Origin of the sequence: Pseudomonas sp. BIGb0278 (genome assembly GCF_024809895.1) — a bacterium.
GTDB classification, from domain to species: Bacteria; Pseudomonadota; Gammaproteobacteria; order Pseudomonadales; family Pseudomonadaceae; genus Aquipseudomonas; species Aquipseudomonas shirazensis.
In genome coordinates this window covers 1207996-1222271 of sequence record NZ_JANUEL010000001.1, presented here as the reverse complement: position 1 = coordinate 1222271, position 14276 = coordinate 1207996, and the positions used below count along the sequence as shown (strand labels likewise).

Annotated in this window: 18 protein-coding genes; 9 read left to right on the top strand and 9 right to left on the bottom strand. The window is 60.1% G+C overall.

Annotated elements, in window-relative coordinates:
- The first annotated feature begins 35 nt into the window (after nt 1-35).
- Nucleotides 36-203 (top strand): hypothetical protein, encoded by a 168-nt coding sequence (locus tag M2396_RS05555; protein WP_259073633.1) that lies wholly within the window; start codon nt 36-38, stop codon nt 201-203.
- 96 nt (nt 204-299) lie between these two features.
- On the opposite strand, the gene M2396_RS05550 is transcribed toward M2396_RS05555, so the two are convergent.
- From M2396_RS05550 to M2396_RS05535, 4 genes are all read right to left on the bottom strand, one after another.
- Complete coding sequence (locus M2396_RS05550; protein ID WP_101319410.1) at nt 300-578, bottom strand: DUF6555 family protein; 279 nt, start codon at nt 576-578, stop codon at nt 300-302.
- 115 nt (nt 579-693) lie between these two features.
- The gene (locus M2396_RS05545; RefSeq protein WP_259073631.1) at nt 694-1233 is read right to left on the bottom strand and encodes a hypothetical protein; all 540 of its coding nucleotides are present in this window, start codon (nt 1231-1233) and stop codon (nt 694-696) included.
- A gap of 11 nt (nt 1234-1244) precedes the next feature.
- On the bottom strand, nt 1245-2465 hold the full coding sequence (locus tag M2396_RS05540) for a zinc-dependent alcohol dehydrogenase (protein WP_101319414.1): 1221 nt from the start codon (nt 2463-2465) through the stop codon (nt 1245-1247).
- A 114-nt stretch (nt 2466-2579) separates the two neighbouring features.
- Complete coding sequence (locus M2396_RS05535; protein ID WP_101319416.1) at nt 2580-3131, bottom strand: ATP-dependent Clp protease proteolytic subunit; 552 nt, start codon at nt 3129-3131, stop codon at nt 2580-2582.
- 186 nt (nt 3132-3317) lie between these two features.
- Here M2396_RS05535 and M2396_RS05530 point away from each other — a divergent pair, with 186 nt between their 5' ends.
- Genes M2396_RS05530 through M2396_RS05510 form a run of 5 tightly spaced genes read left to right on the top strand, consistent with a single transcriptional unit; the run spans nt 3318 to nt 7654 of the window.
- Complete coding sequence (locus M2396_RS05530; RefSeq protein ID WP_188035928.1) at nt 3318-4235, top strand: DUF72 domain-containing protein; 918 nt, start codon at nt 3318-3320, stop codon at nt 4233-4235.
- Nucleotides 4232-5017, top strand: coding sequence for an endonuclease/exonuclease/phosphatase family protein (locus M2396_RS05525; protein ID WP_150569259.1), 786 nt, complete (start codon nt 4232-4234; stop codon nt 5015-5017). The genes M2396_RS05530 and M2396_RS05525 overlap by 4 nt, the downstream gene beginning before the upstream one ends.
- Entirely contained in the window at nt 5014-6216 is a 1203-nt protein-coding gene (clsB, locus tag M2396_RS05520; protein ID WP_150569258.1) for a cardiolipin synthase ClsB, read from the top strand. The genes M2396_RS05525 and clsB overlap by 4 nt, the downstream gene beginning before the upstream one ends.
- A complete protein-coding gene (locus M2396_RS05515; RefSeq protein ID WP_101319425.1) occupies nt 6216-7175 on the top strand; it encodes a lysylphosphatidylglycerol synthase domain-containing protein in 960 nt (319 codons plus the stop codon). Before clsB ends, M2396_RS05515 begins: the two co-directional genes overlap by 1 nt.
- 50 nt (nt 7176-7225) lie before the next feature.
- A complete protein-coding gene (locus tag M2396_RS05510; protein WP_150569257.1) occupies nt 7226-7654 on the top strand; it encodes a hypothetical protein in 429 nt (142 codons plus the stop codon).
- 91 nt (nt 7655-7745) lie between these two features.
- Here the strand turns inward: M2396_RS05510 and M2396_RS05505 are convergent, their stop codons facing one another.
- Both M2396_RS05505 and M2396_RS05500 read right to left on the bottom strand, forming a co-directional pair.
- Entirely contained in the window at nt 7746-7976 is a 231-nt protein-coding gene (locus M2396_RS05505; RefSeq protein ID WP_103437316.1) for a metallothionein, read from the bottom strand.
- Complete coding sequence (locus M2396_RS05500) at nt 7973-8455, bottom strand: phosphotransferase system, HPr-related protein (protein WP_101319431.1); 483 nt, start codon at nt 8453-8455, stop codon at nt 7973-7975. The genes M2396_RS05505 and M2396_RS05500 overlap by 4 nt, the downstream gene beginning before the upstream one ends.
- Before the next feature lie 187 nt (nt 8456-8642).
- Between M2396_RS05500 and ligD the strand changes: the two genes are divergently transcribed.
- Complete coding sequence (gene ligD, locus M2396_RS05495) at nt 8643-11156, top strand: DNA ligase D (RefSeq protein ID WP_259073627.1); 2514 nt, start codon at nt 8643-8645, stop codon at nt 11154-11156.
- Nucleotides 11156-11404, top strand: coding sequence for a hypothetical protein (locus tag M2396_RS05490; protein WP_259073626.1), 249 nt, complete (start codon nt 11156-11158; stop codon nt 11402-11404). The genes ligD and M2396_RS05490 overlap by 1 nt, the downstream gene beginning before the upstream one ends.
- 22 nt (nt 11405-11426) lie before the next feature.
- On the opposite strand, the gene M2396_RS05485 is transcribed toward M2396_RS05490, so the two are convergent.
- Both M2396_RS05485 and M2396_RS24175 read right to left on the bottom strand, forming a co-directional pair.
- Entirely contained in the window at nt 11427-12299 is an 873-nt protein-coding gene (locus tag M2396_RS05485; protein WP_150571636.1) for a Ku protein, read from the bottom strand.
- A gap of 18 nt (nt 12300-12317) precedes the next feature.
- Entirely contained in the window at nt 12318-12446 is a 129-nt protein-coding gene (locus M2396_RS24175; RefSeq protein ID WP_308812229.1) for a PSPA7_2676 family Cys-rich small protein, read from the bottom strand.
- A gap of 159 nt (nt 12447-12605) precedes the next feature.
- Here M2396_RS24175 and M2396_RS05480 point away from each other — a divergent pair, with 159 nt between their 5' ends.
- Nucleotides 12606-13109, top strand: a complete 504-nt coding sequence (locus tag M2396_RS05480) for a CinA family protein (protein ID WP_101319439.1) — start codon at nt 12606-12608, stop codon at nt 13107-13109.
- 11 nt (nt 13110-13120) lie between these two features.
- Here the strand turns inward: M2396_RS05480 and M2396_RS05475 are convergent, their stop codons facing one another.
- Entirely contained in the window at nt 13121-14272 is a 1152-nt protein-coding gene (locus M2396_RS05475) for a carboxylate-amine ligase (RefSeq protein ID WP_259073623.1), read from the bottom strand.
- Nucleotides 14273-14276 lie beyond the last annotated feature (4 nt).

Sequence of the window (14276 nt, the reverse complement as noted above, 5' to 3'; positions counted from 1 at the left end):
TGGCAGGCCTTTTTTATTCAGCCGAGGGAATGATCATGCGCGAGCAACTGATAATGGGTGGCGGCAGTGTTGAAGACGATTGGCCAGAATTGGTCCCGGACCGCCCCGATGGGCAGGCAGACGACCCGGATGCTGACCCTAACCTGACCGACCCGGACGAGCGCCCTGGCGTCCCCGCCAGTGATCCTGAATCAGGCGCGTGACCTGGCCGTAGACTTCCAGCAGACAAAACAAAGCCGCTCCCAATCAGGAGCGGCTTTGCTCAGACAGCCCGACAGTAACTACTGGCTACCGCTTGTTCAGGCAGTAGGCAGCATCGACTGGTTGGCACCGGCACTGGAGGCAGGTTTGCCACCCGATGGCCTCCAGCTCACTTCACTGATCCCGTATCGTTCGGCCATGGGCCTGCTGACCTTGCGAATCTTTTCACGACCAAACTTGGGAATAATGCCAATACCGGCGTCACAACTAGCCCAGTGCCAAGCCTCGGCGTTATCCATCCGATCCAGCCGGATGATGAAGCTGCGCGTTTTACCGTGCAGCTTGTAATCGACGATATAAAGCTCTGGGGTAGGCATCGCAGGGGGCCTCCTCTTCTCCATGGATGACAACTAGTGGAACCGGTGGGATCACGAAGATTCAAAATTTTGTCGAACAAAGCACATAAACGGTTTGCGGCGACCCCGCATGCGTTCAGGCACCGGCAGGGTCGAGCTGCAGCAGCAGGCCGAATCCACCCAGCAAGACCCAGAAAATCAGGAACAACCACGGCGTCCGGATCGAAAACATCAGCGATTTGCGGTAACCACGATGGGTTGACTCAGACTCGCTGAACAACGGCCAATCATCGTATGCAAAGCCCATGCTTGGCTCGTTGTGCAACAGGTGACTTTGCTTGAAATGCCAGTGGTCGATGATGCTGTACGAGGCGCGAATTCCAGGCCAGGCGTTGAGTGAGCTGATGATGCCCAGCAATGCCAAAAACGCAGGCACAACCAGAGTAAAAAGCCTGCCCCAGCTGGGATTGCCGTTGGCCATACAGGACGCATAGGCAATTACCAGAAAAGACTGTGCCGTCAGATAAGCATCTGTGCGGTTGGCAAGAATCGTGGTCTCGAACTGGATTTCTCGGCGGTAGAACTCCAACCGCTCGCGGGGGGTTTCGAATGTTACCCCCTGCGGCGGCGGAACAAGATCCTCGCTGGTGACCGATGTGATGATGCGTTCCGTCATTACTACTCCTCTCAGCTGCTCGCAGCGGGTCCAAGCCGCCCATTGGTTACCGGGTCTGTGGCAACACCTGGGGTCAATACGACCTTGCGGCAGCGTTCTTGCTGTTCGTCGAACATCTCATAGCCGCGCACTGCATCTTCCAGGCTGAGGCGATGGGTGATGATTGCTTCGGGATTGAGCCGTCCTGCTTCGATATGTTCGAGCAGTTCAGGCAGGAAACGTTGTACGTGGGTTTGGCCCATCTTGAAGGTCAGGCCTTTGTCGAATGCATCACCGAACAAGAAGCCATGGATGAAGCCGGCATATACGCCGGGCACACTGACTACGCCACCACGGCGCACTGCTGCCATGCACTGGCGCAGCGCCTTGCCGTTGCTGCCTTCAAGCTTCAGCGCAGTCAGTACCGATTCAGCAGTACTGCCCTTGGCCTCAAAACCCACTGCATCAATGGCCGCGTCAACGCCGCGCATGCCTGCGGTCTGGCGAATAATGGTGTCAGCAGGATCGTCGTCATGATCAAAATCGATCGGAATCACGCCGTAGGCGCGCTTGGCGTAGTCAAGTCGATAGGCATGTTTGTCGACCATGAAAATCTGCTCGACCCCAAGCATGCGTGCGCACGCAGCACTCAGCAGTCCTACCGGACCTGCCCCATAAATAGCCAGGGAAGAACCCTGGCCAACTCCCGCATTGGTCACTGCCTGCCAGGCGGTGGGCAGAATGTCTGACAGGAACAGAACTTTGTCATCGCTCAGCGTGCCTGGGACCTTGAAGGGGCCGACATTGGCTTTCGGCACCCGTACATACTCGGCCTGGCCGCCGGGAATGCCGCCATACAGGTGGCTATAGCCAAACAAGGCTGCACCGGAGGGGATCAACTTCTTGTTGAGGATCGCCCCGCGTCCGGTATTGGTCGTCTCACAAGCGGCAAACAGGTCATTTTGGCAAAAGAAGCAGCTGCCGCAGGCAATCACGAACGGGATGACAACACGATCTCCACGCTGAACCGCGGTGACTTCGCTGCCAACGTCTTCAACAATCCCCATGAACTCATGGCCGAGAATATCGCCCTCTTCGAGCGCAGGTATCCTGCCGTGATACAGGTGCAGATCGGAGCCACAGATGGCAGTGGCGGTTACTCGCAGCAGAATGTCGTCCTTCTCTTGAATGCCAGGGTCAGCAACAGTATCAACCCGGACATCTCCAGCGCCGTGAAAGGTCAATGCGCGCATATTTGTCGCCTCCAAGTGCAGCTGCTTAGTAGTTACGAGCCGGCCCAAATGGGATCGGCTCCATCAACATTCGCTGCGACTGACCAGCGGCGCCAAATACCGCCCTGCAAGATTTCAGGCGTGAACGCTCCATTGAACCGAGTCGATACTGATCGGCAGCTCATCGATAGTGTGGATCAGGCCGCCCGCTATTGCCTCCTCAGCACTCAAGATGCGTGGTTTGGCCAGCAAATAGTGCTCTATATCCAAGGGTTGCTCAGCGCCAGCCGTGCGCTCCGCAACTATTTGCGCGTAGAACTGCAAGTCGTAATCGAGGCTCATGGCGTACTCGGACATACGTGCGTGGTCGACTGAGCCGTGCAGCGTCCAGTGGAATGGGTGAAACAGAAACTTGCTCATGCGGCAGGCCGTGCGCTGTTCACCCGCCAGAAACAGAATATTGCCCATCGATTCGACCGTGCCGAGGTTGTGCGTATGCACCAGTACCGGCAACGAGCGCAGAAAGTTGTACAGCGTGAAACCGTAACTGCAGTCACCGCCCATGGTGGCGATGTTCAACTGAAGGGTTTGCGCGCCTTGGTTGAGGGCTCGCGAACAGGTATTGATCAGGTTACCGCAGGTCGAAGATGTGATCGGGCCGGTGAAGTGAATGATGTGACGGGCCATGCGTGCCTCCGGAGGTGGCGGGCATTGGATGCCGGTGCATATATCAAGGTGGAATCGTCAAGCGCGGCAAAGTTCAAAATTGCTGGTGGCGCTGCGTACCAAGGCGCCCACTGGTCAACCCACGCTGAACCCTGACGCTCACGCAGAGGTCGCAGTAAAAGACCGATTCTGCACAAGGACTCCACCGTGAGCGACATTCGCATCGGCATATCCGGATGGCGTTATAGCCCCTGGCGCAAGGACTTCTACCCGGAAGGCCTGCGCCAGAAGGATGAACTCGCGTTTGCGTCACGAGCAGTCAACAGCATTGAAATCAACGGCTCTTTCTACGCGCTGCAAACCCCAGCACGATATGCACAATGGCGCGATGAAACACCAGACGACTTCATCTTCTCGGTCAAGGCCCCGCGCTATATCACCCATACCCGCCGGCTCAAGGATATCGAAGAGCCGCTGGCGAATTTCTTCGCCTCCGGTCCACTGATGCTGGGTGCCAAGCTTGGTCCGATGCTGTGGCAGTTCCCGGCCACGATGAAGTTCGATGAAGAACGCTTCAAAGCTTTCTTCGAGCAGCTCCCGCGCGATCGCCGGGCCGCCTGCCGCTGTGCCGAGCAGTGCGCCGAACGCCTGCGCGGCAATGGCGCGACCGCCATCAGCGGTAATGTCCCTTTGCGTTACGCCATCGAGATCCGTCACGAGAGTTTCCTCTGCGCCGCCTTCATCAAACTGCTGCGCAAACACAACATTGCCTTGGTTGTCGCCGACAGCGCCGGCAAATGGCCCTATGTCGAAGACGTGACCGCAGATTTTGTCTATATGCGCCTGCATGGCGATGTCGAGCTGTACAGCAGCGGCTATACCGCAAGCGCCCTGCGCCGTTGGCGCCAGCGCATCGAAGCCTGGAGCCAAGGTGGCCAGGCGCAAGACGCTCGTCTGGTGGTGCCCGGCGCACCGCGCAAGCGCGCCCAGCGCGACGTCTACTGCTACTTCGACAACGACCAGAAAGTCCATGCCCCTTATGACGCACGGCGTCTGTTATCCAAGCTCAAGCTCGATGGCGAACTGGTCACCGAGCCGGGCGTCGAACCGCAGGTGGATCTATGAACCAACCGCTACACGAAGCGCGCTGCAGCGTCGGCAGCGTTACTGCCGTGCATGGCCTTAACGTGCTGACGATCAACGTGCACAAAGGTTTTACCTTCTTCAATCGGCGCTTCATCTTGCCCGAGCTGCGCGAAGCGGTACGCAGTACCGGCGCCGATCTGGTGTTTCTGCAAGAAGTACATGGTACTCATCTGCAACATGCCGAGCGCCATCCGACCTGGCCAACCACGCCACAATACGAGTTTCTTGCCGACAGCATGTGGTCGCAGTTCGCCTACGGGCGCAATGCGGTGTATCCCCATGGCGACCACGGCAACGCGTTGCTGTCCAAATTCCCCATCGTCGAGCACCGAAATCTGGACGTCTCGATTGACGGTAATGAAGAGCGCGGCCTGCTCCACTGCCGCCTGCAGGTGCCTGGCCATGATCAGGTGCATGCGGTGTGTGTTCATCTGGGCCTGCGTGAGGCTCACCGCCAACGCCAGGTGCAGCTGTTGCTGGAATTGCTCGACAGCTTGCCGGCCAAAGCGCCGGTGATCGTCGCCGGCGACTTCAACGACTGGCGCCTCAAGGCCGACAGCGTGCTCAGCGAGCACCTGGTCGAGGCCTTTGGCGACCGCTTCGGCATGCCTGCGCGCAGCTTCCCGGCACGCCTGCCGCTGCTGCGGCTGGACCGCATCTACCTACGCAATGCCCTGCCGCGCTCGGCGCAGGTGCTATCCAAATACCCATGGTCGCATCTGTCCGACCATGCCCCCCTGGCCGCGGAGATCAGCCTATGACGTTATCCTGGACTGAAGGCAACACTGTGCAGTTGCTGATCAATGGCGAGGAGTTTTACCCCCGTGTCTTCGAGGCAATGGGCCAAGCGCAGGAGGAGATCCTGCTCGAGACGTTCATCATCTTCGATGACAAGGTTGGCCAGCAGCTGCAGCGGGTGCTGATCGAAGCTGCCCAGCGCGGCGTGCGTGTCGAGCTGGTGGCTGACGGCTACGGCACCGGCGAGCTGCCTGATGCGTTCATCGCAGCGATGACCGAAGCGGGTGTGCGCTTCCACGCCTTCGATCCGCAGCCGAAAGTGGCTGGCATGCGCACCAACCTGTTCCATCGCCTACACCGCAAGATCGTGGTGATCGACGCTGAGCGGGCGTTCATTGGCGGGATAAATTACAGCGCCGATCACCTGGGCGACTTCGGGCCGATGGCCAAGCAGGATTACGCGGTGGAAGTCACCGGTCCCGTGGTCGCCCAGGTGCACGCCTCGAGTATCAGGCTGATGAAGCCGGTGCTGGCCGAACCCAAGCGGGTCAAGCCGGTGACCGAGCCGGCGGGGTCGGTGCGCGCGGTGCTGGTCGAGCGTGACAACCGCAAGCACCGCAACGATATCGAAGAGCAGTATCTGCAGGCCATACGCGGTGCGCGCAAGCGCATCCTCATCGCCAATGCGTATTTCTTCCCCGGCTACAGGCTGTTGCGCGAGCTACGCAATGCGTCTCGCCGTGGCATCGAGGTAACGCTCATTCTGCAAGGGCAACCAGACATGCGTTGGGTGCGCGCGCTGTCGCGGTTGCTCTACAACTACCTGCTGCGCGACAACGTGCGGATTCACGAATACTGCCAGCGCCCATTGCACGGCAAGGTTGCCCTGGTCGATGACGAATGGTCGACAGTCGGCTCGAGCAACCTCGACCCGCTGAGCCTTGCGTTCAATCTGGAAGCCAACCTGCTGATCAAGGATCGTGCGTTTAACCAGCAACTGTACGAGCACCTCAGCCAACTGGCCGGCAATCACTGCAAGGCCGTCACCCTTGAGCGGATGATTCGTGGCTACTGGTGGCGAGCGCCATTGATTTTTGCCGGCTTCCACCTGACCCGATACTTTCCGCGGATTGCCGGGGTGCTGCCAGCCCATCGGCAACGCCTGAAATCGCTGCAACCTGAAGTCAGTACCCAAGGTGAACTGCGTGAGGGCAATACCTGATGGAACGGAAAACCTGGCTCACTTGGGGCAAGCGCCTGTTCACCCTGCTGTTCATGCTGATGATCCCGGTATTGCTGTACTACCTGGCGCGCAACCTCGACTGGAATGAAGTCCGTCAGTCGCTGCTGGCCTACAAGCCTGGCACGTTGATCGTCGGTTTGGGCCTGGCCCTGTGCAGTTATCTGGTGTTCGCCAGCTACGATCTGCTCGGGCGCGCCTACACCGGCCACAAGCTGCCTGCTCGGCAGGTGCTGCCGGTGGCCTTCGTCTGCTATGCGTTCAACCTCAACTTCACCACCTGGGTCGGCGGCGTCGCCCTGCGCTATCGCCTGTACGGGCGTCTGGGCCTGGATAACGCCACCATCACGCGCATCCTCACCTTGGGTTTGCTGACCAACTGGATGGGCTACATGCTGCTGGCCGGCAGCGTGTTTGCCATGCGCCTGGTCAAGCTGCCTGAGAGCTGGTCGGTGGGTGCCACCGGGCTGCAGCTCATCGGTGTGCTGATGATCGCCGTATCGGTCGGCTACGTGCTGGCCTGCGGTTACGCCAAACGCCGCACCTGGCATATCCGCAAGCACGAGATCACCCTGCCCTCGCTGCGCCTGGCGCTGTGTCAGGTTGCCTTGGGCGCCAGCAACTGGGCGCTGATGGCGGTGCTGATCTACTGGCTGCTGCCGGGTGATCTGTTCTACCCGTCCATTCTCGGTGTATTGCTGATCAGCTGTGTGGCGGGCGTGGTGGCGCACATCCCGGCCGGGCTCGGAGTGCTGGAAACGGTGTTCCTGGCCCTGCTGCAAGGCCAGCTCAGCCAGGGCAGCCTGGTCGCCGGACTACTCGGCTATCGCACCCTGTACTACCTGATACCGCTGGTGCTGGCGGTGATCGCTTATCTGATTCTGGAGAAACGCGCCAAGGCCCTGCGCCAGCAGGACAAAGCGCAATTGCACAAAACCTGAGCGTCAACAAAAGCGGCCGACCGTAAAGGCCAAGGCCCGGGAGACAAACCATGTGTATCCGTGCCTTGCTTTTACTCGGTGCATGCCTGGCCAGCAGTCACGTGCTGGCTGAGGCCTGCGACGTCGTGACCCGCTCTTCCAGCGAGGCAGTCAAGCCTGTCGAAGGCCACACCTGCTACAGCTACAGCAACATGCCCGCCGAGGCCATCGACTGGTCGTGCAGCAACGAGAGCAAGGAGATGCTCAGCACCGACAAGCGCAAAGTCGCCAAATGCGCCGAAGGCAGTGTCGGTAGCTGTATTGCCCAGTTGACCCAGGAAACCCTGGCCAATCCCAAGTCGATGGGCCGCGATGAACCCGCCACGCGGCCAGCGATCGGCAAGGAGGCCCGGGTGATCACTTACTACTACGACACGCCAAGCCTGGGCCAGGCGCGCACGGATTGCGAACGCAGCAACGGCATCTGGCAGACCCACTAGAGGCTGCCGGACACAGGTCGGCCCCGGCCTGGCTCGAAGCTGCTCAACCTGCAGCAGCCTCGAGCCACACCGGGGCCGATTTCAGGACGGCTCAGGGCGAGATGGGATCGCTGGCCGGGAAAGTCTCATCAAGGGCGTTGTCGACATTGCTCTCATTCGGTTGCGCAGTCTCGCCGCATTTGCAGTCGCCCATGCGACAAGGCTCGCCATTGCGGTGACCGCTGGCGCAGGCTTCGCAGCAGTAGCCCTTGCCGTCTTGCAGGAGGGTATTGGCGTTGATCGTGCAAGCGCAGTCAAGGCATGCACAGCGTAGTTCGGTCATGATTCGCGGCTCCGGTTGGATGCTTCATCGTCTACAGGTGAGACCTCATCGGTCCATGGCTCGCCATCCAGCGGCGCTGAGCGCGCCAGCTCTGCTTCGTCGAGGCCAAAGCCGCCGCCGATTTCCTCGGCGTCTACTTCACGCAAGACTTGGTCGGCCGGGTCTCCACCATCACCTGGCTCGTGCGGGTCGCGAGCGCCGGTCTGATCGAACAAGGTGTCTGGGCTCAGGTCGTCCAAGGTCACGTTGTCTTCGTGCAGGCTCTCGGTCAGAGCCTCGCCACCGGTCATGCCGCTTTCGGCCACACGCTCTGGCGGGAAGTCATGTTCGACTTCAGCCAGTGAGCGCTCGTCGCCGGCCCTGCCCTGGCGCTCATCGTCGCGGTCGCTGAAGTCCAGCTCGTGCACACTGCCCATCCGATCCTGAATATCGTCGATCTCGGCAGGCGTGCGGGTTTTCGGGTCGTTAGGCTGAGCCATGTGCGCTCTCCATCAGGTGGGTTCATAAAGTCGACCATCCCGGTTCGCAGATGACTCAAATTTGTTTATCAGGTGCAGACCAAATCCTCGCAGCCGTTGATATCCCCCCGCCCGTCACAGATGGAACTCCCTGCGCCGCCCTCGCCTCCCAACTTCAGAGAGCCTGGGATTTGAACAGGAGCCCGAGATGAGCGAACCCCTGCAGGAATATCAACGCAAACGTGATTTCAACGCCACCCCCGAACCCGCCGGAAAGTCACGCCGCAGCAAAAAGCCACAGGCATTGCAGTACTGCATCCAGAAACACGATGCCAGCCACCTGCACTACGATTTCCGCCTGGAACTGGACGGCACCCTGAAGAGCTGGGCAATTCCCAAAGGCCCTTCACTGGACCCAAAAGTGCGCCGGCTCGCTGTGCATGTCGAAGACCATCCGCTGGATTACGCCGAGTTCGAAGGCAATATCCCCGACGGCCACTATGGCGCCGGCGACGTGATTGTCTGGGACCGTGGTGTGTGGGAGCCCGAAGGTGACGCACACGCTGCCTACGCCAAGGGCAAGCTGCGCTTCCGCCTGCAGGGCGAAAAACTCTCAGGCGTGTGGAATCTGTTTCGTACTCGTCTGGTAGGCAAGAAAGAACAATGGATGCTGGTCAAATCGCATGACGGCGATGCCCGTAGTGAAGACGAATACAGCATCGTCGAGGCTCTGCCTGACAGCGTGATCAGTGACCGCACACTGGTGCCGCGCAAAGCAGCAAAGTCTCCCGCCAAAACGGCCAGGAAAGCACCGCCTGCTGCCAAGCGCAGCGCCAGCAAAACCAAAGCCGAGCTACCTGAAAAACTGCAGCCTCAGCTGGCCACTCTTGTCGATGCCGCGCCTGCCGGCGATTGGCGCTATGAGGTCAAGTTCGACGGCTACCGCATCCTCGCCCGGATCGACGGCGATGATGTTCGCCTGTTTACTCGCAATGGCCACGACTGGAGCGCGAAGATGCCCCACCAGGTCGAGGCGCTGCGCACGCTCAAGCTGAAGCAAGCCTGGCTCGATGGTGAAATGGTGGTGGCCAACGAACAGGGCGCTGCAGACTTTCAGGCATTGCAGAATGCCTTCGATACGCAGAACGACGAGCAGATTACCTATTACCTGTTCGACCTGCTGTTCCTGGGTGGCGAAGACCTGCATCAGGTGCCGCTGCAAGATCGCCGTGAGGCGTTGCGCCAGCTGCTTGAGCACAATGAGCGGGACTGTCTCAAGTACTCAGCCGACTTCGACGAGCCGGTCGAATCGCTGCTGCAGAGTGCCTGCAAGCTGGAACTTGAAGGGCTGATCGGCAAGCGAGCCGACAGCGTCTACTCAGGCCGACGCAGCAATGACTGGATCAAGCTCAAGTGCCAGCTGCGCCAGGAGTTCGTGATCGTCGGCTATACCGATCCCAAAGGCAGCCGCAGCGGGTTTGGCGCCTTGCTGCTGGCCCTCCACGACAAGCCCAGCGGTGAGCTGCGCTATGCCGGCAAGGTGGGCACCGGCTTTACTGCAACGACGTTGGCCAGCATCCATGCACGCCTGAAACCTCTCGAAGTCGCCAAGCCGGCGCTCGCCAAACCTCCAACGGGCGCAGATGCGCGTGGCGTGCATTGGCTCAAACCGAAACTGCTGGCCGAAATCGCCTACGCACAGATCACCCGCGACGGCAGTGTGCGCCATGCGGTTTTCCACGGTCTGCGTGACGACAAACCGGCCAAGGCCATCGACCTGGAGCATGCAATGCCAAAAGCCGCCGTTGCTAAGAAATCCCCTAACAAATCCAGCGATGAAGAAAACCTCGGTGAACTGCGCCTGACTCACCCCGACCGGGTGATCGACGCCGGCAGCGGCGCCACCAAGCGGCAAGTCGCCGAGTACTACGCCGCCGTCGCCGACTGGCTCATGCCGCAACTCAAGGACCGCCCAGTGGCACTGGTACGCGCACCGGATGGGCTGGAAGGCGAACTGTTCTTCCAGAAAAACGCCGGCCAGCTGCACCTACCCGGCGTGCTCGGCTACGACAAGGCCGAGGCTGGCCAGGCGGCCATGGTCATCAACAGGCCTGAGACCTTGCTTGGCGCGGTACAGATGAACACGCTCGAGCTGCACACCTGGAACGCCACCGACAAGGATTTCGACAAGCCAGACCGCTTCGTGCTCGACCTCGATCCTGATCCTGCGCTGCCTTGGAAAGCCATGTTGGAAGCCACCCAGCTGACCTTGACCCTGCTTGATGAGCTGGGTCTCAAAGTATTTCTCAAGACCAGCGGCGGCAAGGGCATCCACGTGGTGGTGCCGCTGACCCGCCGCGCCGGATGGGACGAGGTCAAAGACTTCAGCCATGCCCTGGTCAACTACCTGGCCAAGCTGTTCCCCGAGCGCCTGAGCGCCGTGTCCGGGCCAAAGAACCGCGTCGGGCGGATCTTTATCGACTACCTGCGCAATGGCAAAGGCGCCACCACTGCCTGCGCCTACAGCCTGCGCGCACGCGAAGGCCTGCCGGTGTCGGTACCGATCTGGCGTGAGGAGCTGACCGAGCTCAAAGGTGCCAACCAATGGACGATCAATAACCTGCACGAGCGTTTGGCTGAGGTTGAAGATCCATGGGCCGATATGGCCAAGACGCGCCAGTCAATTACCGCTGGCATGCGCAAAAAGATGGGGCTCAAGTGATGGTGGACTGGATCGACCTTCTGCAGTGGCCGGCCATGCTGCTTACCGTAATTGCCGCCTGGTGCATCGGTTCACGCCGACCCCACCGGCGGCGGATGGGTTTCTGCTGCTTTATCAGCAGTAATATGTTGTGGGTGATCTGGGGCTGGTCGATCGAGGCCTGGGCGTTGATTGCACTGCAGTTCTGCCTGGGCGCGATGAACCTGCGCGGCTGGAAGAAAAACCTGCAGGCCGAAATGAGTCACTGACCGTACCCCTCGCCCATGCCCCTCAGGAGGCTTTGCGTGTGCGCTTGGCGGGTTTCTTTTCCGTAGTTTTGGCAGGCTCGGGCGCTTTCTTCTTGGCTGCACCGGGCTTGCCTCCGAGGCTGCGTTTGAGCAATTCGGTAAGGTCGATGATATCTGCGCTTTTCTCGCCCTTGCCGCCCTCGGCCTTCTCCACCACGGCGATCTTGCCCTTGCTGGCCTTCTCTTCGACCAGGTCCATGATCGTCTGCCGGAACGCATCATGATATTGGTCCGGCGTCCACGGCCCGCTCATGTCTTCGACCAGGCGCTTGGCCATGTCCAGTTCACGCTTGTCGACCTTGATATCGGTTACGCTCTTGTCCAGCTCCAGCGTATCGAGGCCTCGCACTTCCTCTGGCCAGCGCAGGGTAATCATCACCAGTGCATCATCCAGCGGGCGCAACAGCGCCAGGTGCTGGCGGGTATGCAAGACCACCGTGGCCAACGCCACCTTGCCGGTGCTTTCCAGGGTTTCGCGCAGCAGCGCATAAACCTTGCCACCGCGCTTGTCCGGGCTCAGGTAGTACGGCGTATCAAAGTGCTGCAGGGGAATATCGCCGGCCTCGACAAACGAGAAGATATCGATCGTTTGGGTGGCCTCAGGGCGCGCCTTGCGGATCTCGTCTTCACTGATCACTACATATTGGCCTTTCTGGTACTCCACGCCTTTGACGATGTTGTCCTTGTCGATTTCCTTGCCGGTGACCTTGTTGATGCGCTTGTAGCCCACCGGCTCCATGCTGCGTTTGTCGAGCCAGTCAAAATCGACCCGCTCGGTACGCACGGCGGTATTGAGTGAAACGGGGATGTGCACGAGGCCAAAACTGATCGCGCCTTTCCAGATTGCCCGGGCCATGGTCAGCTCCTGAAATTGCTAGGGTTGCCCAGGCTGGAATGAGCGCAGCGCACCGCAGCGCTCGCAACATTGACACTCCAGCCCGGCTTGTCGGTGATTGATCAGGGTCCGCCATTGGCAGCCCCGCAGCAGGCAGTAAAACTTCATCAGCCACCTCCACGGCCTGAACCACTTCAGGCCCTTAATATGAATGACTGCATGGCGAGATGAAGGTTTGATCGAGATGCCGCACGGCCTGGCCCGAGCGCTCTGAACCAATCATCAGGACCAAGCGTCAATCGCAAAAGACACTCAAGGTGCCCCGTCATGCCGCAAGCTCAAGTCCAGGCTGTACTCGATTATCTGAAGCAGCAACACCTGCTGCTGACCACTGCCGAGTCGTGCACCGCAGGGCGCATGGTTGCACTACTGGCCGAAAGCCCAGGCACCGGCGAGGTGCTCGAGAGCGGCTATGTGGTGTATTCGCCTGAAGCGAAAAAACGCCTGCTGGGGGTGAGCGATATCACCATCGAGCGCTATGGATTGACCAGTGAGGCGGTAGCTTGGGAAATGGCGATGGGCGCCCTGCGCGACAGCACCGCTACCGTTGCAATCGCCACCACCGGAGTTGCCGGGCCAGAGAGTGCCGACGGTATAGCGCCGGGAACATTGTGTTTTGCCTGGGCCTTCGCCGGCGAGCCGCTGGCGGTTTTCACCCGAACCCAGCGCTTTTTCGGAATTCGCACCGAGGTACTGCAACAGGGTGCGCTGTATGGATTGACACGCTTGAGCCATTACCACCAACGCTGGTTGCGCGGCGAACGGGCTTGATCCAGATCGGCTCAGGGCTGAGTACGGTTGAGGTTGCTGACCGGCCAGGCGCCTTGACCTTCTGCAACGACCATTTCAACCACCTCGCGCAGCCCCTGGCGTTTATCTCGCCCGGCCAATCTCGCATGTTCGAGGCATTCCAGCTGCCGATCAGCACTGGTGCCTTCAGTCAAAATGCGCTGCGCCTGCATGAATGCCCGTTCGGCATCGACCGAGTCAGGCGGGTGCTGCCCGCGTAGCTGCGCCAGCCAAACCAAGGCGGATACCGCCTGTTGCTGTTCAAGCCCGATGAACTGCCCATGGCGACCATAACGCATGGCCCGCCAGTAGTTCTCTTGGGCAATCCAGTGAGTTTCGCGACTGGCCGGCGCCGGGGCGTAATGAGGCATGACGCAACACTCCACCAGATGGCGAAACAAACCCGCAATGCACAGCGCATCTTCCAGCCGCGGGCAACCATCACTGATACGCAGTTCCACGGTGGCAAAGCGCTGGGATGGCCGCAGCGCCCACCAGAATGCGCCATCGATAGCCAGCGAGCCGGTGCGCTGCAGCAAGCCGCGATAGCGTTGATACGCAGTCCAGTCTGCCAGCGGCTCTGGCAGGCCCATATGTGGCCACTCGCCGCAAATCGCCCTGCGGTAGCTCATGTAGCCGGTGTTCTCCCCGCTCCATAGCGGTGAAGAACTGCTCAGCAGCAGGAACAGCGGCAACCAGTACACCACTTGGTTGATCAGCTGAATGCGATCGCAGCCAGGTGCCACCCCGACATGCACATGCAGTCCCGAGAGCACACTACGCCGCGCCACGTGCTGGTAATCTTCGAATAGTTGCCAGTATCGCGGGGTGGTGCTCGGACGCTGGCGTTGCCACTGCGCGCTGGGGTGACTGCCGGCACAATAGAGGGCAGCGCCCTCCTCGGCCAACGCCTCGTTCAGGCGCTGGCGGCTATCACCGAAAAACTGCTGGGCCTGGCGCACGTGATCGAATACCGGCGAGGCGACTTCGATCTGGCAGCGGAACATTTCTTCGGCGAAATACTGCCCCATGACTTCGCGGCAGAGATTACCCACCACTGGGGAAGGTGTAGCCAGCACCTTGCCGGTGGCTGTTTCTACCAACAGGTACTCTTCTTCGATGCCGAAGGTACAAGGCTTGAACATACGC